Origin of the sequence: Pseudomonas lundensis, assembly GCF_001042985.1 — a bacterium.
Taxonomy (GTDB): Bacteria; Pseudomonadota; Gammaproteobacteria; order Pseudomonadales; family Pseudomonadaceae; genus Aquipseudomonas; species Aquipseudomonas lundensis.
The window spans coordinates 201,242-218,900 of record NZ_JYKY01000001.1 but is presented as its reverse complement, the minus strand read 5'-3'; the positions used below and the strand labels follow the sequence as shown (position 1 = coordinate 218,900).

Here is a 17,659-nt window from a genome sequence, read left to right as displayed (position 1 = left end):
GTTCGCCACACGCCTGTAACCGGGCGCAGCCTGCGTCCGGTTACAGCATTGGCCACCTCTTTATTGCGCAGTGGTTGACCCAAGGCATCTGTGATGAAATGCGACCCCACACTTTATCGCGGTGCCCCGCCCTCACTTGCCGTGAAACCTCGTCTGCTGCGCCACTGGCTGTTGCCGCCCCTGATTATCCTGCTGACTATCGGCCTGGGGTACGCGGGCTATCGCGTCAGCGAGCATTTCGGCATCCGCGCCCTCAGCGAAAACGGTGAACGCCAGCTGGAGCTGCACGCCCGCACCGTCGAAAGTGAACTCGGCAAATACACTTACCTGCCCAGCTTGCTGGAGCTTGAGTCCAGCGTATCGAAGCTGTTGGCCGACCCGGATTTGCAGAATCGCACCACCGTCAATCAATACCTCGAAGGCCTCAACCGCCGCAGCCGCAGTCGCGCCATCTATGTCCTCGACACCACGGGGCGGGTGCTGGCCACCAGCAACTGGCGAGATGCCGACAGCTACCTGGGTGAAGACCTGTCCTTTCGGGCGTACTTTCAAGACGCCGTACGCGGCCAACCGGGGCGCTTCTACGGCATCGGCAGCACCAGCGGCGAGCCCGGTTACTACTTGGCCCACGGGCTGGAAGAGCAAGGCAAAATCATCGGCGTCGCGGTCATTAAAGTGCGCCTGGAAGCCCTGGAAGAACGCTGGCAGCGGGCACGGCTTGAAGCCTACGTCAGCGATGAGAACGGCATCATCATCTTGTCCAGCGACCCTACCCGGCGCCTGAAATCAGTCAGACCGCTTTCGGCCGACACCAAAGAAAAACTCGCGCGCAGCCTTCAGTACTACTGGTGGCCGCTCAACGAGCTGCAACCGTTGCAGCGCGAACAGTTGGCTGAAGGCGTCGAGAAAATCACCTTCGCCACCAACAGCGAAGTCATCACCGATCATCAGCAAGTCAGCTACCTGGCGCAAACGCGCAACCTCAACGACACACCGTGGGACATCACCCTGCTCACGCCCCTGCAAGACCTACGTCGCGAGGCGGCGAATCAGGGCATGCTGGTGGCTGTCGGCTTTGCCCTGCTGGCCTTCCTGCTCATCGCGTGGAACGAGCGGCGCAAGGTGATTGCCACCCGGCTGGCCGCACGCGAAGCCCTGCAAGAAGCCAACAATCAGTTGGAACGGAAAATCACCGAACGCACCACCCATCTGCGCGCCAGTAACGAACGCCTCAAAGGGCAGATACGCGAACGGCGTCAGGCCGAAGACACCCTGCGCCGCGCCCAGGACGAACTGGTGCAGGCTGGCAAACTTGCTGCGATCGGGCAAATGTCCACCAGCATTGCCCACGAACTTAACCAGCCCTTGGCCGCCTTGCGCACGCTCTCGGGCAACACGGTCCGGTTCCTGGAGCGTGGCGACTTGAAAGTGGCGGCTGAAAACCTCGGCACCATCAACAACCTGGTGGACCGCATGGGCCGTATCACCGCCAACCTGCGCTCATTTGCGCGACGCGGCGACGACGATGGTCATGCCAGCCTGAGCCACGCCGTAGACGCCGCCTTGCAACTGCTCGATGCCCGGCTGCAAGCGTCGGGCGCAAGCGTGCAGCGTGATTTCAGCGACGCCCATTTGAAAATTGACCAGACGCGGCTCGAGCAAATTCTGATCAACCTGATCGGCAACGCGCTTGATGCCATGCAGGGCCAAAGCACGCCGCCGCACGTGTGGCTCGAAGGCGATGTCAGCGAAGGCAAATATCGCCTGCACGTGCGCGACAACGGCCCGGGCATTGACCCCGAAACCCGCAAGCACCTGTTTGAACCGTTCTTCACCACCAAACCCGGCGAACAAGGGCTCGGGCTCGGCCTGACCCTGTCGGCCAGCCTAGCGGCCGCCGCCGGTGGCAGCCTGAGCGTTGAATTCCCGGCCAGCGGTGGTGTTGCGTTTGTCCTTTTATTACCGTTGCTGCAACCCGTTAAGGCCGAGCCGCTATGAACCCTGAATTAAGCGTCCTGATTGTCGAAGACGACCCCCATGTCCTGCTGGGTTGCCAGCAGGCGCTGGCCCTGGAAGACATCCGCAGCGAAGGCGTAAGCAGCGCCGAACAAGCCCTGGCACTGGTGGGTGATAATTTCCCCGGCATCGTCATCAGCGATATTCGACTGCCCGGCATTGATGGCCTCGAACTGCTCAAACGCCTCAAGGCCCGCGACCACAGCCTGCCCGTGGTGTTGATTACCGGGCACGGCGACATTTCCATGGCCGTGGGCGCAATGCGCGATGGGGCCTATGACTTCATGGAAAAACCGTTTTCCCCCGAGCGCCTGGTGGACGTCGTGCGTCGCGCGTTGGAACAACGCAGCCTGGCCCGTGAAGTGTGGTCGCTGCGTCGGCAACTGGCGGAGCGCGATTCCCTGGAAGGCCGCATCATTGGGCGCTCCCCCGCCATGCAACACTTGCGCGAACTGATTGCCAACGTTGCTGATACGTCTGCCAACGTGCTGATCGAAGGCGAAACCGGCACCGGCAAGGAACTGGTCGCCCGCTGCCTGCACGACTTCAGTCGACGCCAGCCCCAACAGTTCGTCGCCCTGAACTGCGGCGGCTTGCCCGAGAACTTGTTCGAAAGTGAAATCTTTGGTCACGAAGCCAATGCCTTCACGGGGGCGGGCAAACGGCGGATCGGCAAAATCGAACACGCCGACGGCGGCACGCTGTTTCTCGATGAAGTCGAAAGCATGCCCCTGAACTTGCAAATCAAACTGCTGCGGGTGCTGCAAGAACGCACACTCGAACGTCTGGGCTCGAACCAGAGCATTGATGTCGATTGCCGCGTGATTGCGGCCACCAAATCCGACCTCGACCAACTGGGCAAAGCCAACCAGTTTCGCAGCGACCTGTACTACCGGCTGAACGTGGTCACCCTCGAACTGCCGCCTTTGCGCGAGCGCCGCGAAGACATCCTGCAATTGTTCGAATATTTCTTGCAGCAATCCTCCTTGCGCTTCGACCGCGCCGCGCCCGAGCTGGACAACCAGACCCTCTCCAGCCTCATGAGCCACGACTGGCCCGGGAACGTGCGCGAGCTGCGTAACGTGGCTGAGCGCTTTGCCCTGGGGCTGCCCGCGTTTAAGAAAACCGGCGGCAGTGTTGCGCAAGGGCTGGGGTTTTCAGAAGCGGTGGAAGCCTTCGAGCGCAACCTGCTCAACGACGCCCTGCAACGCAGTGGTGGCAACTTGACCCAAGCCAGCCAGGAGCTGGGCATGGCCAAGACCACCCTGTTCGACAAAGTTAAAAAATACGGTTTGGCGCACTGATGGATCTGATTTTAAAAGCGGCACTCGGGGCAGGCGTGGTCATCATTCTGGCCATGCTGGCAAAAACCAGAAACTACTACATTGCCGGGCTGGTGCCGCTGTTTCCGACCTTCGCCCTGATCGCGCATTACATCGTGGGCAAAGGCCGGTCCATCGAGGACCTGAAAACCACCATCGTGTTCGGCATGTGGTCGATCATTCCCTACTTTGTGTACCTGGCGGCCTTGTACGTGCTAGTCGACCGCATGCGCCTTGAAGCCTCGCTGGCGCTGGCAGCGGTGGCCTGGCTCATGGCCGCAACCGTATTGGTCAGCGTCTGGGTCAGGCTCCACTGACCCCAAACCGGCGGCGCCGCTCACCTCGCTGACACCTTGGCCCGTCCCTTGCATTTACCCCTTAACGCCCGCCGAGCTTGATCCGGCGGGGATTGAATGGGGTAAAGCTGACGTTGAACATTCTCGATCTCGATTCCAGCCTGACGGCGCAACCCGCCATCGCTGAGCGGCTGTTGGATGGCCGCGCCACGCGCCTTGACCTGCTGGCGCTAGGCCCGCAACTGCGGTTATGGTCCACCGAGCGCACCTACCGGCGCTTCGTGCAGCAGTTGAAAAAACGACCGCCGCGCCCGGCGCACCGGCCTGAACTGTTCTTTGTCGGTTCCGGCGACTATCACCACCTGACCCCGGCATTGCTCAGCGATTTGCCGGAGCCCGTCAGCCTGATCCACTTTGACAATCACCCCGACTGGGTGCGCCTGGCGCCCAAGCGCCATTGCGGTTCCTGGGTCAATCGTGCGCTCGAAATGCCCGACATTGCGCGCATCATCACCCTGGGACCGTGCAGCGACGACCTGGAAAACCCGCAAATCAAGGGCGGCAATCTGGGCGCCCTGCAACGCGGGCACTTGCAACTGTTCCCGTGGCAGCACGCACCCACTCAAGTCTGGGGCCGCATCGGCGATGGGCCGGGCCATGAGCAACATGAAAACCGGCTGCACTGGCGCAACCTTGTGGACGAGGACTGGCCCGCGTTTATCGACGCCCTGATCGACGACCTGCCCACCGGGGCGGTGTGGATCACGATCGACAAAGACGTGCTAGCCAGTGAAGACGCCGCCACCAACTGGGATCAAGGCGGCATGCGCCTGAACCACTTGCTGCACGCCATCCGCGCCTTGGCCGCACGCACACGTGTACTGGGGATCGACGTGTGCGGCGAGTTTGCTAAGGCCCCGCACCGCAACTGGCTCAAACGCTGGGAGGCGAAATCCGACCAGCCCCCGCCGCAGCGTTGGAGCGAGCAGGACCTGCTGCGCAATGCCCACACCAACGAGGCATTGATCACACTGTTTGAGGAGCTTTTTCCGTGACCCTTATCGTGATTGCGCTGGTGGCGTTTTCCATCGTGCTCGATGTGATCGGGCAGCTGTGTTTCAAGGTCGGCCTCGACCGCTTGCCTGAGCTGGAAGGCGGGTTCCGCCTCAATGCCTTCTGGGCACAAGTATTTAACGCACCGATGCTGTGGGCCGGGATCGCCGCCTACGTGATCGAGTTTTTCGTCTGGCTGGAAGCGCTGTCGCGCGCGCCCTTGAGTCTGTTGTTTCCAGCCGCAGCCCTGGCGTATTGCGGCGTGGTGTTCGCTGGCAGCGTGCTGCTCGGCGAACACGTCAGTCGGCGCCGCTGGCTGGGCACACTGGTGATTACCGTTGGCGTGATGCTGGTCTGCATCGCCGGGACCTGAGGAGTTGAACATGCAATCTGAAAACACCCTGAGCACTGCCGCAGACGGTTGGCTTCACGGGCGGTTGGGCACCGTTGTGCTGTGGGCGCTGCTGATTGCGCTGGAAAGCAGTGGGCAGATCGCCACCAAAGTGGGCGGCGACCAACTGGGACAGATGGACTTCAGCCTGCAATGGCTCCACGCGGTGATGATGAACCCCGGCGTGTGGGTCGCCATTGCCTGCTACATCGGGGCGTTTTTCGTGTGGATGCTGATTCTGCGCCGCAGCAGTTTGTCGCTGGCATTCCCGTTGAGTTCGCTGGTGTTCGTCGGCGTCTTGCTCGGCTCGTGGCTCGGACTGGGGGAACACATCAGTGTGCTGCACTGGGTGGGTGTGGCCGTGATCATAATCGGCATCGCCCTGCTGGCCGACGGTGAACCTGAGCATTGATCCGCCTGCGCACAGGGCGGCAGCAGGGTCAGAATGTATAACTGATGGCCGTCTGCACGCTGCCCTGGTTCACCTCGCCCCGTTCTTTGACGATGCTGCTGTCCGCGGCCGATCCCAGCAGGTGCATCCAGCTGGCACTGGCCACCAGCGACCAGTGCGCGGCCAGCGGGAACTCAAGGTTCTGGGTCAGGCTGATCTGCTGGAACCCGCCGCTGGCCTTGTACGCGCCGATGCCTGACGCTTGCGCTTCACGGCTGCTGACACCAAAAAACGTTGAGGTCTGACGCCCGTCTGCGAAATGAGCGGCTAACTGGCTGCTGCCAATAATCCCTTTCCCCAGCGGGTAGCCCAACTCGCCACCGACTTGCCCCAGCACCCCGCCCTGACCGCCTGCGCCGCCCACCGCTTGCCCCAGCTTGGCGTACACCCGCCAGAATTCGGCCGGGCTGTACTGCACAAAACCGCCCAGTTGGGCCATGTCCGAGACATCGCGCAAACCACGCAACGAGCCGTTGGCATCACGCCCCGGCAGGTAGTTAACGAACGGCCCCACCGTCCAGTCGCCCGCCTGGAGCGCACGCCAGCTCAGGCCATCCTCAGTGTCCAGGCTGACATCGCCCCACTCCACATCGACATACGGCAACGGCACGGTTTCATAACGGCTGGCGCTCGGATCATAGGGCTGATAACCCACGCCTGCACCGATCTCGCCAGTTGGGCCATCGGCGGCGAACACCCCCACCGAACCGAACAGGACAAACAGCAAAACAGCAGGCAAGGGCGTTTTCATCTCAGGGGTTCCGTGGAGGTTCAGGCGCGCATCAATCCCTGTTTTGCCCACCATGCGCAAGCACTGATGTTGTTTGTAGCAACCTACAAAAATTGTAGCTTCCACCCCCCCGTTGAACCCCCGTCTCGCTCAAAGCCCCGGCCCGCCGGGCGTGCGCAGGTTGGCACAGTCAATGCAATCCCCTGTTGCAAGCGCACTGTGCGCACCTCCTCCACAGGACAACGCAGATGATGCAATGGCATATCGTGTGTGACTTCGACGGGACCATCACCCGGACTGACGTCATCGACAACATTCTTCAGCGCTTCGCCGACCCGAGCTGGCAAGCCATTGAAGCGCAATGGGTGCAGGGCGAGATTGGCTCGCGGGAATGCCTGAGCCGCCAACTGTCACTGGTCAACGCGTCACCCGCGCAATTGCTGGCCTATTTCGACAGCGTTGAGATCGACCCGGACTTCCCGGATTTCGTCGATCACGTCATTGCACGGGGCGCCTCCCTCGAAGTCGTCAGTGACGGCATCGAACAAGGCATCGCACGGATTCTGGCCCGTCACTACGTGACCTTGCTGCCGATCCTTGCCAATCGGCTGCGTCAGGTCGACCAGCACAGCTGGCGCATCGATTTCCCCTACGCCAGCGACGCATGCCGCGCGGCCTCGGGTAATTGCAAATGCGCCTCCACCCCCGCAGGCAAACGCGTGCTGGTGATCGGTGACGGTCGCTCAGACATGTGCGTGGCCGCCAAAGCCGACTTTGTGTTTGCCAAGGACAGCCTGGCCGACCATTGCGAGCGCAATGGCATTCCTTACGCGCGCTTCGATTCGTTCGCTGAACTGCCCGCCTTGCTCGCCCAATTGCCGAACCATGCCGCCAACGCCCCCCACTTTTCTCGTGAACAGCAGGAACTCTTCAACCATGTCTGACATCCGAATCGCCACCCCTGAAGACCAGATCCTTCTGGAAAAAGAAGCCAAATACTGCTCTTACGGCGACACCGTTCACTACATTGAGCCCCCGCGTATTTTCAGCCGCTGCGAAGGTTCCTACGTTTGGGACACCGAAGATCAAGCCTACCTCGACCTGCAAATGTGGTACTCGGCGGTCAACTTCGGGTACGCCAACCCGCGCCTGAACAACGCGCTGAAACAGCAAATCGACACCCTGCCGCAAATCGCCAGCCAGTACCTGCACAAGGGCAAAATCGAGTTGTCGGAGTGCATCGCCGTCGATGCCAAAAACAAGTTCGGTCTGGACGGCCGTGTGCACTTCAACGTGGGCGGTTCGCAGTCCATCGAAGACTCGTTGAAAGTGGTGCGCAACGCCAGCAACGGCAAAAGCCTGATGTTCGCGTTCGAAGGCGGCTACCACGGGCGTACCCTCGGCGCGTCCTCGATCACGTCCAGCTACCGCTACCGTCGCCGCTATGGCCACTTTGGCGAGCGCGCCAACTTTATTCCGTTCCCGTACCACTTCCGTGGGCCGAAGGGCATGACCAAGGAAGAATACGGCAGCCATTGCGTGCAGCAATTCGCCCGTTTGTTTGAGACGGAATACAACGGCGTGTGGGACCCGAAAGTCGGCCAGAGCGAATACGCCGCGTTTTACGTCGAACCGATTCAGGGCACTGGCGGCTACGTCATCCCCCCGATGAACTTCTACAGCGAGCTCAAGCACGTGCTGGATCAGCACGGCATCTTGATGGTGGTCGATGAAATCCAGATGGGCTTTTGGCGCACCGGCAAGCTGTGGTCGATTGAGCACTTCGACGTCAAACCCGACGTGATCGTATTCGGCAAAGCGTTGACCAACGGCCTCAACCCGCTGGGCGGCATTTGGGCCCGCGAAGAACTGATCAACCCGACGGTATTCCCGCCAGGCTCCACCCACTCCACCTTCGCCTCCAACCCGCTGGGCACAGCCGTGGGCCTGGAGATGTTCAAGATGACCCACGAAGTCGATTACGGCGCGATGGTCATGGCCAAGGGCAAGTACTTCCTGGCCGGGTTGCAGGACCTGCAAAAGCGTTACCCGATCATCGGGGACGTGGACGGCCTGGGGCTAGCGCTGCGCTGCGAAATCTGCGGCCCGGACGGCTTTACCCCGGACAAGGCGACCCTGGACTACATGGTGGAAGAAGGCATGAAGGGCGACATCGACATCGATGGCAAGCGTCTGGGCCTGATTCTGGACGTGGGCGGCTACTACAAAAACGTCATCACCCTGGCCCCGTCGCTGGAAATCAGCTACGCAGAAATCGACCTCGGCATCGCCCTGCTCGACCGCCTGCTGCACCGGGCCATGCAGCGGTGAACGCGGCCGTTTCACTGACAGGCGCCATCGACCTGGGTGAAGGCGACGCCGGTTTCGTGATCGGCACCGGTGAGGTCGCGGTGTTGTTGATCCACGGCCTGACCGGCACCCCGACAGAGTTGCGTCGGGTGGCCATGGGCCTGGCCAAAGAGGGCTGTACGGTGTACGTCCCGACGCTGGCCGGGCATTGCGGCGACAACGCCGATTTGCAAGCCACGGGCTGGCAAGACTGGTACGCCAGCGCCCGCAACACCTTTGTCGGCATTCGCCAAAAACACGCTCAGGTGTTTGTCGGCGGGCTGTCCATGGGCGCGGTGATGTCGATGCACCTGGCCGCCGAACACCCTGGGCAGGTCGCGGGCTTGCTGCTGTATTCCACGACCCTGCGCTACGACGGCTGGAACATGCCAAAAGCGGCGGTGTTGACACCGCTGCTGATGGCGATTCCGTTCGGCGTGCACCTGTGTCGCTTCAACGAAACACCGCCCTACGGGATCAAAGACCCGCGTTTGCGCGCCATCGTTGAACGCCAGATGAAAGCAGGCGAAAGCAGTCATGCCGGGCTGTTGACCATGTCGGGCGTCAGCGTGCGCGAGTTGCATCGCCTGATCGCGGCAGTCAAACGCGCCATGCCCAAGGTGATGACGCCCGCGCTGGTGATTCATTCCCGTGAAGACGACATCACCAGCCGCTGGAATGCCGATTATGTCGAACGTCGCCTGGGCGGCCCGGTGACCAAGGTGCTGCTCGACAACTGTTACCACATGATTACCGTCGACTTGCAATACCGGCGCGTGATCGAGTTAAGCGTTGATTTCGTGAGAAACCACAGCGCCGTTTCAGAGGCCGCCGCGCCGTACGCGCAGCAGGCCTGACAACAAGGACGCCACATGATTGAAGCCCACGCCTTTTCATCGATTCAGGCCATCGAACGCGACGCCTGGAATGAGTGTTTTCCAGACGCGCTGGAGGATTGGGATTACATCGTGGCGGTAGAAAAGGCCGGCATTGAGGGATTCAACTGGCGTTACCTGACGCTGTTTGAAGGCCCGACCCTGATTGCCGTGGCCACCGCCTTCACCACCTGCTATCGCCTTGACACCACTGTGCAAGGGGTTGGCAAGCGTTTTACCGAAGCACTCAATCGAGTGCTGCCGGGGCTGATGCAATTACCGCTGTATGCCATCGGCTCGCCGGTCACCGAACAATGCCGCGCCGGCACCGCCCGCCACATCACCCCGTCACAGCGCCCCGCGCTGTTAGGCCGCTTGCTGAGCCTCGCGCAACAGGATGCCCGCGCGCTGGGCATCGGCCTGATGGCAGTCAAGGACGTGCCGAGCCATGACGACGATTGGGCAAATAGCTGCAAAGGCGCCGGGTTTCAGTCCATGCCCAGCTTGCCGAGCGCGCTGCTGCCTGTGCCGTTTGACTCGGTCGACGGTTACTTGGAGTCGCTGGGCAAATCCACCCGCAAAGACATGCGCCGCAAATGGCGCGCGCCGGGGCCGCAGGTCGAGTGGCGCAGCCACATCGACGACGTGCTGCCCGACGTCATGCGTTTGTACGAAGCCTCGCTGGCGCGCAGCGACCTGCAATGGGAGCGCTTACCCCCCGCGTATTTCACGGGTATCCTCCAGCAACTGGGTGACCGGGCCCTGTGCGCGCTGTACTGGATCGATGACACGCTGGTGGCCTTTAATCTGGTGCTGCTCGATGAGCACCGGTTGATCGACAAGTTTTTCGGCCACGACCTGGCGCTGACCCGCGAATACAACCTGTATTTCAGGAGCTGGCTGGTGAACGTCGACTACTGCATCCGTAATGGCATCGGGCTGTACGAATGCGGGCAAGCCGGTTACGCCAGCAAGATTCGCCTGGGCTGCACGTTTGAAGGCAACACACTGTTTTTTCGTCATCGCAACCAGCTGATCAATAACGCGCTCAAACTGGTCAAACTGTTCATCCGCCCTGACCGCCATGACCCTGCCATGGCCGCCGCTATAAGCGAGTCCTAATGCCGACCACGTCCGACGCATCGCGCCCCCCGCAACCGTTCAAGGTCTCGCGCTGGACCGTGCAACGCAAACTGGTGCTGGCCTTCTGGCTGGTGAGCGTGATCCCGACCATGATCGCCGCCGAACTGGCCGCCACCACGCTGTCACAGATTTTCGACAGCAACGTGCGGGTCTGGCTGCAAGAGTCGACCAAGATCGTCAAGGATGAGATCAGCGAAATCCTCGCGGACAACGCCCGAGTGGCCAAGCTGTTCTTGCAGTACACGCACCCGCAGACCGACCGAACAGTCATTCGCCACGAACGGCTGACCGCCGACATTGCCGATGCCTTGGGTATCGATGTGGTCGCCCTGATTCGCGACAGTGACCACAAAGTGGTGTTCAGCACCGCCAGCGACAACATTGTCGATCAGATCAGTCTGGCGCAGAACGCGGTGTTGCAGACCATCAAGGTAGGCGAAGTGCCAACTGGCACCGTCGTCTCGACGTTCCCTACGACTCAGGACGGTGTGGATTACCAATTATTGGTCGCGACCTACATGGACAGCAGCTTCCTGACCAGCGTGGCCGAAGTCCACTCGCTCGATTTACGGCTCTATCTGCACAACCCCAGCGGCTTTGCCGAGATTTTCTCCAGCCAGCGCTTTGAAGACCGCCAACCTACGGTGCCTCAGGCCATTGAGCAAACCCTGCGCGACACCAAACTGCCCAGCGAACAGTTCACCAGCCGCTACAGCGGTTTGTACTGGCCGATCCTGAACGACACTGGCGAACTGCAAGGCGTGATTTACAGCGGCCTGCTGCGCCACACCAGCGTCGTAGGGCTGGTCAACCAGACCAACCTGTTTGTGCTTATTTTCCTGCTCGGTTCGGTACTCTCGCTGACGGTTGGCTGGCTGGTTTCCGAACGCCTGACACGCCCGTTGCGGGCGCTTTCCGAAGGGGTGCGCGCCGTCACGGCGGGGGATTACAACCAGCGCGTGGCGGTGTCCGGTAACGATGAACTGGCTGAGCTCAGTAGCACCTTCAACCACATGACGGTGCGTTTGGGTCAGCTGCATCACCTCGAAGCGCAACTGCGGCGCCGCGATCGCCTGCACGCGCTGGGGGAAGTGGCCATGGGCCTGGCCCACGAAATCCGCAACCCGCTGGGCATCATCAAAACCGCCACCCAATTGCTGCACCGGCGCGCCGACCTGGGCGACAACGACAAGCGCCACCTTGAGTACGTGGTCAGCGAAGTCACGCGCATCAACGACCTGATTACCGAATTTCTCGACTTCGCCAAACCCCGTGCGCCCGTGCGCTGCGTTCAGCCCGCACGGCCTCTGGTGGAGGACATTCTGGGGTTCTGCAAACCCGAACTTGAGTCTCATCGCGTTGAAGCCCGCATCGATGATCAGGCACCCGGCGCCACCTTGTATGCCGATGCGCGGCAGTTGAAGCAGGCGTGCCTGAACCTGATCATCAACGCCATCGACGCCATGCCCGACGGCGGCCACCTCACCGTCGGCATTGCGCAGGAAGACGATTACACCGTCATCAGCATTACCGACACGGGCGAAGGCATTGCGCCCGACATGATGGAGCGGATTTTCACGCCCTTTGTGACGACAAAAGCCTCGGGCACAGGCCTGGGGCTGGCCAAGGTGTTCTCAATCATGGACAGCCACGACGGCCGCATCGAATGCGTCAGCGACAAAGGCGCCGGTGCCACCTTCAATCTGTATATTCCGGTCCACGGAGGGGATGAGTCATGAGTCATAACGTGCTGGTGGTCGACGACGAACCGAAGCTGTGCGACCTGCTCAGTTCGGCACTCAGCCAGAACGATGTACAGGTGTTCACGGCAGGCAATGGCTTGCAGGCGCTGGCGATCCTGGAACAGCAAGACATTGATCTGGTGATCAGCGACTGGCGCATGCCGGGCATGGACGGCCCGCAATTGCTGGCCGAGGTCAAACAGCGCTACCCGCAGTTGCCCGTGATTGTGATGACCGCCTACAGCACCGTAAAAAACGCCGTCCAGTCGATGCGCAATGGCGCCTACGACTACATCGCCAAACCCTTTGACATTGACGAGCTGGACATCACCGTCAACAAGGCCCTGCAATTTCGCGACATCTTGCGCGACAACGCCCGCATGCGCGCAGAACTGGACGAACATCAGCACGTTGATAGCCTGATCGGTGACAGCCCGAGCTTTCGCCGCGTGTTGCAGGCCATCGACTCCGTGCGTGACAGCAGCGCCACCATTCTGCTGACCGGCGAAAGTGGCACCGGCAAAGAGATGGTCGCCCGCGCCATTCACAAACATGGCAGCCGCGCCGACAAGCCGTTTGTCGCGGTCAACTGTGCGGCGATTCCTGAAGGTTTGCTTGAAAGCGAGATGTTCGGCCACCGCAAAGGCGCGTTTACCGGCGCCGTAGCCGACCGTGTCGGGCGTTTTCTACAGGCCGACAAAGGCACGTTGTTTCTCGATGAAGTCGGTGACATGCCGTTGGCGCTGCAAGCCAAGATTCTGCGCGCGCTGCAGGAGCGGGTCATCGAGCCGGTGGGAGATCCCCGCGAGCGCAAGGTCGACGTGCGGGTCATTGCGGCCACCAACAAAAATCTGCTGGAGGCCGTGGCCAATAAAGAGTTTCGCGAAGACTTGTACTACCGCCTGAATGTGTTCCCGATCCCGCTGCCCGCCTTGCGCGAGCGTGTGGAAGACATTGCCCCGCTGGCCCGCCACTTCGCCCACAGCCTGGGCGCGACGGCCGGTAAACGCATCACCGGCTTCAGCCCCGACGCCTTGCAGGCCATGGCCGAATACAACTGGCCGGGCAACATCCGCGAACTGCAAAACTGCGTTGAGCGCGCCACCATCGTGGCCACCAGCCAGACCATTGAAGACAGCGACTTGCCGCCGTACCTGTTTACCCCGCAACCGAATCAACACGGCGCCGTACCGCAATTGGGCCCCAGCGTGCCGCCGGACCTTGAGGCCGCCTTGGCCGAGGTCGAGAAAGCGTACATCCTGGCGGCCTTGCAACAGGCCAACGGCGTGCAGGCGGCTGCGGCGCAATTGATCGGTATTTCAGAAAGAAGCTTTTGGTATCGACTGAAAAAGCTGAACATCCATGTCGAAAAAATAGCCCGCTAAAGTCAGGCCACTTCAGCCCGTAGCTTGCGGGCGGCGGCCACCATGTTGATCAACGCGGCTTCAGTCTCGGCCCAGGCGCGGGTTTTGAGGCCGCAATCGGGGTTGACCCACAACCGTTCTGCCGGGATGCGCTGCGCGGCCTTGCTCAGCAATTTGACCATTTGCGCCGTGTCCGGCACCCGTGGCGAGTGGATGTCATAGACCCCCGGTCCAATGTCGTTCGGGTAATCGAACGCTTCAAAGGCCTCCAGCAACTCCATGTCCGAGCGCGAGGTTTCGATGGTTATCACGTCAGCATCCATCGCGGCAATCGACTGGATCACGTCGTTGAATTCGCTGTAGCACATGTGGGTGTGGATCTGGGTTTCGTCACCCACGCCCGAGGCGCACAGGCGGAAGGCTTCCACCGCCCAGTCCAGGTACTCCTGCCACTGCGCGCGGCGTAACGGCAAACCTTCGCGGAACGCCGCTTCGTCAATTTGCACAATCTTGATACCGGCTTTTTCCAGGTCGAGCACTTCGTCACGGATGGCCAGCGCCAATTGTCGCGCTTGCACGTTGCGCGGCACGTCTTCGCGCGGGAATGACCACATCAACATGGTCACAGGGCCGGTCAGCATGCCCTTCATGACTTTGTCGGTCAGGCCTTGGGCGTACGTGATCCACTCCACGGTCATGGCGTTGGGGCGGCTCAGGTCACCAAAAATGATCGCCGGTTTCACGCAGCGCGAACCGTAGCTCTGCACCCAGCCATAGTGAGTGAACACGTAGCCGTCCAGTTGCTCGGCGAAGTATTCGACCATGTCATTGCGTTCGGCTTCGCCGTGAACCAGCACGTCCAGACCGAGGCGCTCCTGAGTCTCTACGGCATTGCGGATTTCACTGTGCATGGCGTCGGTGTATTCGCTGGTCGACAACTTGCCCTGTTTGTACGACTGACGCGCCAGACGAATCGAAGCTGTCTGCGGGAAGGAGCCGATGGTTGTGGTCGGAAACGCTGGCAGGTTCAAGCGCGCACGCTGCACTTCGATACGTTCGGCAAAGGGCGATTGACGCTGGCTGTCAGCGGCCGTGATGGCCTCCAGGCGCGCTTGCACCACTGGTTTATGGATGCGCGGCGAGTGGGCACGGCTGTGCTGTAGCGCGCGGCTTTCGGCCAGCGCCTGTTGCACCTTTGGGTCTTGCGGGATGTTCAGGGCATCACGCAGCACGGCGATTTCGCTGCATTTTTGTTTGGCGAAGGCGAGCCAGCCTTTGAGCTCCGCGTCCAGTTGGGTTTCGCGGTCCAGGTCCACCGGGCTGTGCAACAGCGAGCACGAACCAGCGACCCACACATTGTCCCCAAAACGTTCTTCGGCCAGTTGCAATTGCGCCAAGGCGTTTTCCAGGTCACAGCGCCACACGTTGCGACCATTGACCAGTCCCAGCGACAGCACTTTATAGGTCGGCAGGCGATCCAGAATCCCGTGCAACTGGTCCTGAGCGCGCACCAGATCAACGTGCAGCCCCTCCACCGGCAGGCTGACCGCCAGACCAAGGTTGTCTTCCAGCCCGCTGAAGTAAGTCGCCACCAGTTTTTTCAGGGGCGAGTACTGAAGAATGTGATACGCGCGTTCGAAGGCGTTTTTCCAGGCTTGCGGCAAGTCCAGCGACAGGATCGGCTCGTCGATCTGCACCCACTCCACCCCTTGCTCAGCCAGGCGCGAAAGGATCTGTGCGTACACCGGCAGCAGGTTTTCCAGCAGGTCGAGTTTGTCGAACGCGTTGCCTTTGGCCTTGCCCAGCCACAGATACGTCAGCGGACCGATGATGACGGGCTTGACCTTGTGGCCCAACGCCAGCGCTTCATCGACTTCCTCAAACAGTTCGTTCCAGCTCAGCTCGAAGCGCTGATCCGGCGTAAATTCCGGGACCAGGTAGTGATAGTTGGTGTCGAACCACTTGGTCAGTTCCTGAGCGTACTGGCCTTGGCTGTGTTCGCCGCCGCAGCAGCTGTGGCTGGCGCCACGAGCCATGGCGAACAGGGTGTCCAGGGTCGGGCGGCCGTTGTGGTCCAGCGTGTTGGCGAAACGCGCCGGGATCGCCCCGAAGGTCAGTGAATGAGTCAGCACCTGGTCGTACCAGGCGAAATCGCCCACGGGCAGCAGATCAATACCCGCGTCTTTTTGCAGTTGCCAGTGTTTGGCGCGCAATTCACGGCCCACGGCTTGCAGCGCGGCGTGGTCGATGTCGCCTTTCCAATAGGCTTCAAGGGCTTTTTTAAGTTCGCGATCCGCGCCGATGCGTGGGAAACCAAGATTGTGGGCCAGGGCCATGACGGCATTCCTCCATGTCAGTAATGGCCCAATTATCGACAGACGGTGCAACATGAGACAAACTCAACGTTTTCGTGTTCATCATCAAAATTACTCATGGAGCACCCGTGCTGGAAATTCGTCACCTCAAAACCCTGCACGCCTTGCGCGAATCCGACAGCCTGGTGGAAGCGGCAGAACGCCTGCACCTGACCCAGTCGGCGTTGTCTCATCAATTCAAAGAGTTGGAAGAACGCATGGGCATGCCGTTGTTCGTGCGCAAAACCAAACCCGTGCGCTTCACCAGTGCCGGTTTACGCCTGTTGCAACTGGCCGACGCCATGCTGCCACTGATGCGCAGCGCGGAGCGTGATATCGCGCGTCTGGTGGGCGGCACGGCCGGACGCCTGCACATGGCCATCGAATGCCACAGCTGCTTTCAGTGGCTGATGCCGACCATCGACCAGTTCCGCGATGCATGGCCCGAGGTGGAGCTCGATCTGGCCTCGGGGTTTGCCTTCGCCCCGCTCCCGGCGCTGGCCCGAGGCGACCTGGACCTGGTGGTGACTTCCGACCCGCAGGAGATTGCGGGCCTGACGTATGTGCCGTTGTTCACCTACGAAGCCATGTTGGCAGTGGCCAATCAGCACCCGTTGGCCAGCAAGCCGTTTATCGTGCCCGACGACCTGAAAAGCGAAACGTTGATTACCTATCCGGTGGAACGTGATCGCCTCGATATCTTCACCCGCTTTCTGGAACCCGCCGACGTGGAGCCCGCGCAAGTGCGCACCTCGGAGCTGACCGTCATGATGATGCAACTGGTCGCCAGCGGGCGCGGGGTCTGCGGCATGCCGCACTGGGCGCTGCATGAATACAGCTCGCGGGGCTATGTAAAGGCCAAGCGCCTGGGGGAAAAAGGCTTGTTCGCCACACTCTACGCAGCCATTCGGGCAGACATGCTGGATGCGCCCTACATGCGCGACTTCCTGCTGACCGCCAAGGACACCTCGTTCTCGACGCTGGACGGTGTCAGCGCGGTGCGTTGAAACGCGCTCTGCACCTGTCGACGCCGGGCGCAGCTATGCAGCTGCGCCTGCCGGGTCATCCGGTCGATTGACCTGTCGGCGCATGTGCACACGGTCGTAATAGTCCTCGCCCACCCTGATGGCGCAGTCTTCCAGGCCCGACTGCTGAAACCCGCAACGGGTGTACAGCGCCAATGCCGGGAGACTGTTCGCACTCACCGTCAGCTCAATCACGTTGAGATCGGGTTCTTCTTCAGCCAGTGACAGCACAACGTGCACCAGTTGCTCGCCCAGCCCCTGCCCCCGGCAGTGTTCACCCACGTACAAGCCAAATAAGGTGGCCTTGTGCTGCATGTCTTCCCAGGGTTCGAACGCCAGACCGACAACCCCCACCAGCTGCCCCTCCACAAACGCGCCATACAGCGTGCTCAGTTCGTCATCCAGCTGCGATTGCCACCAGCTCAGCGGCATCGCTTCACGGCGGGTAATGCTAGAGACAAAGGCCTCGGGGTGTAGTGCGTACGCCTCAAGCATAAGCTGGCGATACGCCCTGGCGTGTGAAGGATTAAGCAGTTCTATAGCCATTA

The 17,659-nt window shown here is 61.0% G+C and carries 16 protein-coding genes; 13 read left to right on the top strand and 3 right to left on the bottom strand.

All coding sequences use genetic code 11. From position 1 onward, the window contains the following. Positions 1-93 precede the first annotated feature (93 nt). From aauS to TU74_RS00970, 6 genes are all read left to right on the top strand, one after another. Positions 94-1,998 (top strand): two-component sensor histidine kinase AauS, encoded by a 1,905-nt coding sequence (aauS, locus tag TU74_RS00995; RefSeq protein WP_047292465.1) that lies wholly within the window; start codon positions 94-96, stop codon positions 1,996-1,998. After that, on the top strand, positions 1,995-3,320 hold the full coding sequence (aauR, locus tag TU74_RS00990; RefSeq protein ID WP_047278732.1) for a two-component response regulator AauR: 1,326 nt from the start codon (positions 1,995-1,997) through the stop codon (positions 3,318-3,320). The genes aauS and aauR overlap by 4 nt, the downstream gene beginning before the upstream one ends. A gap of 8 nt (positions 3,321-3,328) precedes the next feature. Next, positions 3,329-3,655: a GlpM family protein gene (locus TU74_RS00985; protein ID WP_169835823.1), complete on the top strand. Its 327-nt coding sequence runs from the start codon at positions 3,329-3,331 to the stop codon at positions 3,653-3,655. A 113-nt stretch (positions 3,656-3,768) separates the two neighbouring features. Then, a complete protein-coding gene (locus TU74_RS00980) occupies positions 3,769-4,689 on the top strand; it encodes an arginase (RefSeq protein WP_048374749.1) in 921 nt (306 codons plus the stop codon). Then, on the top strand, positions 4,686-5,060 hold the full coding sequence (locus tag TU74_RS00975) for a DMT family transporter (RefSeq protein ID WP_047292459.1): 375 nt from the start codon (positions 4,686-4,688) through the stop codon (positions 5,058-5,060). The genes TU74_RS00980 and TU74_RS00975 overlap by 4 nt, the downstream gene beginning before the upstream one ends. A 10-nt stretch (positions 5,061-5,070) precedes the next feature. Next, positions 5,071-5,490, top strand: coding sequence for a DMT family transporter (locus tag TU74_RS00970; RefSeq protein WP_047292457.1), 420 nt, complete (start codon positions 5,071-5,073; stop codon positions 5,488-5,490). Between the two features lie 28 nt (positions 5,491-5,518). On the opposite strand, the gene TU74_RS00965 is transcribed toward TU74_RS00970, so the two are convergent. After that, positions 5,519-6,280: a MipA/OmpV family protein gene (locus tag TU74_RS00965; RefSeq protein ID WP_047292456.1), complete on the bottom strand. Its 762-nt coding sequence runs from the start codon at positions 6,278-6,280 to the stop codon at positions 5,519-5,521. Positions 6,281-6,507: 227 nt separating this feature from the next. On the opposite strand from TU74_RS00965, the gene TU74_RS00960 reads away from it, so the two are divergent. From TU74_RS00960 to TU74_RS00935, 6 genes are read left to right on the top strand one after another with little or no spacing between them, the layout of a single operon-like run. Beyond that, positions 6,508-7,203: an MtnX-like HAD-IB family phosphatase gene (locus TU74_RS00960; RefSeq protein ID WP_047292454.1), complete on the top strand. Its 696-nt coding sequence runs from the start codon at positions 6,508-6,510 to the stop codon at positions 7,201-7,203. Continuing rightward, positions 7,196-8,590: an aspartate aminotransferase family protein gene (locus TU74_RS00955; RefSeq protein WP_047278740.1), complete on the top strand. Its 1,395-nt coding sequence runs from the start codon at positions 7,196-7,198 to the stop codon at positions 8,588-8,590. The genes TU74_RS00960 and TU74_RS00955 overlap by 8 nt, the downstream gene beginning before the upstream one ends. Further along, complete coding sequence (locus TU74_RS00950) at positions 8,587-9,465, top strand: alpha/beta hydrolase (protein ID WP_047278742.1); 879 nt, start codon at positions 8,587-8,589, stop codon at positions 9,463-9,465. The genes TU74_RS00955 and TU74_RS00950 overlap by 4 nt, the downstream gene beginning before the upstream one ends. A gap of 15 nt (positions 9,466-9,480) precedes the next feature. Continuing rightward, on the top strand, positions 9,481-10,605 hold the full coding sequence (locus tag TU74_RS00945) for a GNAT family N-acetyltransferase (RefSeq protein ID WP_048374611.1): 1,125 nt from the start codon (positions 9,481-9,483) through the stop codon (positions 10,603-10,605). Then, positions 10,605-12,365 (top strand): sensor histidine kinase, encoded by a 1,761-nt coding sequence (locus TU74_RS00940; protein WP_048374609.1) that lies wholly within the window; start codon positions 10,605-10,607, stop codon positions 12,363-12,365. Before TU74_RS00945 ends, TU74_RS00940 begins: the two co-directional genes overlap by 1 nt. Next, positions 12,362-13,753 carry a sigma-54-dependent transcriptional regulator gene (locus tag TU74_RS00935; protein ID WP_047292447.1) on the top strand — a complete coding sequence of 464 codons (1,392 nt, stop codon included), beginning with the start codon at positions 12,362-12,364 and terminating at the stop codon, positions 13,751-13,753. Before TU74_RS00940 ends, TU74_RS00935 begins: the two co-directional genes overlap by 4 nt. Positions 13,754-13,755: 2 nt before the next feature. Here the strand turns inward: TU74_RS00935 and metE are convergent, their stop codons facing one another. Next, entirely contained in the window at positions 13,756-16,068 is a 2,313-nt protein-coding gene (metE, locus tag TU74_RS00930; RefSeq protein WP_048374606.1) for a 5-methyltetrahydropteroyltriglutamate--homocysteine S-methyltransferase, read from the bottom strand. 107 nt (positions 16,069-16,175) lie between these two features. On the opposite strand from metE, the gene metR reads away from it, so the two are divergent. Further along, entirely contained in the window at positions 16,176-17,093 is a 918-nt protein-coding gene (metR, locus tag TU74_RS00925) for a transcriptional regulator MetR (RefSeq protein ID WP_047273951.1), read from the top strand. Between the two features lie 33 nt (positions 17,094-17,126). Here metR and TU74_RS00920 read toward each other — a convergent pair whose 3' ends face one another. Further along, positions 17,127-17,657, bottom strand: a complete 531-nt coding sequence (locus TU74_RS00920) for a GNAT family N-acetyltransferase (RefSeq protein ID WP_048374604.1) — start codon at positions 17,655-17,657, stop codon at positions 17,127-17,129. Positions 17,658-17,659 lie beyond the last annotated feature (2 nt).

Excerpts from the sequence above, each read along its gene's own strand:
- aauS (WP_047292465.1), top strand. The coding sequence starts at position 94 with ATGAAATGCGACCCCACACTTTATCGCGGTGCCCCGCCCTCACTTGCC.
- aauR (WP_047278732.1), top strand. The coding sequence starts at position 1,995 with ATGAACCCTGAATTAAGCGTCCTGATTGTCGAAGACGACCCCCATGTC.
- TU74_RS00970 (WP_047292457.1), top strand. The coding sequence starts at position 5,071 with ATGCAATCTGAAAACACCCTGAGCACTGCCGCAGACGGTTGGCTTCAC.
- TU74_RS00965 (WP_047292456.1), bottom strand. The coding sequence starts at position 6,280 with ATGAAAACGCCCTTGCCTGCTGTTTTGCTGTTTGTCCTGTTCGGTTCG.
- TU74_RS00960 (WP_047292454.1), top strand. The coding sequence starts at position 6,508 with ATGATGCAATGGCATATCGTGTGTGACTTCGACGGGACCATCACCCGG.
- TU74_RS00955 (WP_047278740.1), top strand. The coding sequence starts at position 7,196 with ATGTCTGACATCCGAATCGCCACCCCTGAAGACCAGATCCTTCTGGAA.
- TU74_RS00945 (WP_048374611.1), top strand. The coding sequence starts at position 9,481 with ATGATTGAAGCCCACGCCTTTTCATCGATTCAGGCCATCGAACGCGAC.
- TU74_RS00940 (WP_048374609.1), top strand. The coding sequence starts at position 10,605 with ATGCCGACCACGTCCGACGCATCGCGCCCCCCGCAACCGTTCAAGGTC.
- TU74_RS00935 (WP_047292447.1), top strand. The coding sequence starts at position 12,362 with ATGAGTCATAACGTGCTGGTGGTCGACGACGAACCGAAGCTGTGCGAC.
- metE (WP_048374606.1), bottom strand. The coding sequence starts at position 16,068 with ATGGCCCTGGCCCACAATCTTGGTTTCCCACGCATCGGCGCGGATCGC.
- TU74_RS00920 (WP_048374604.1), bottom strand. The coding sequence starts at position 17,657 with ATGGCTATAGAACTGCTTAATCCTTCACACGCCAGGGCGTATCGCCAG.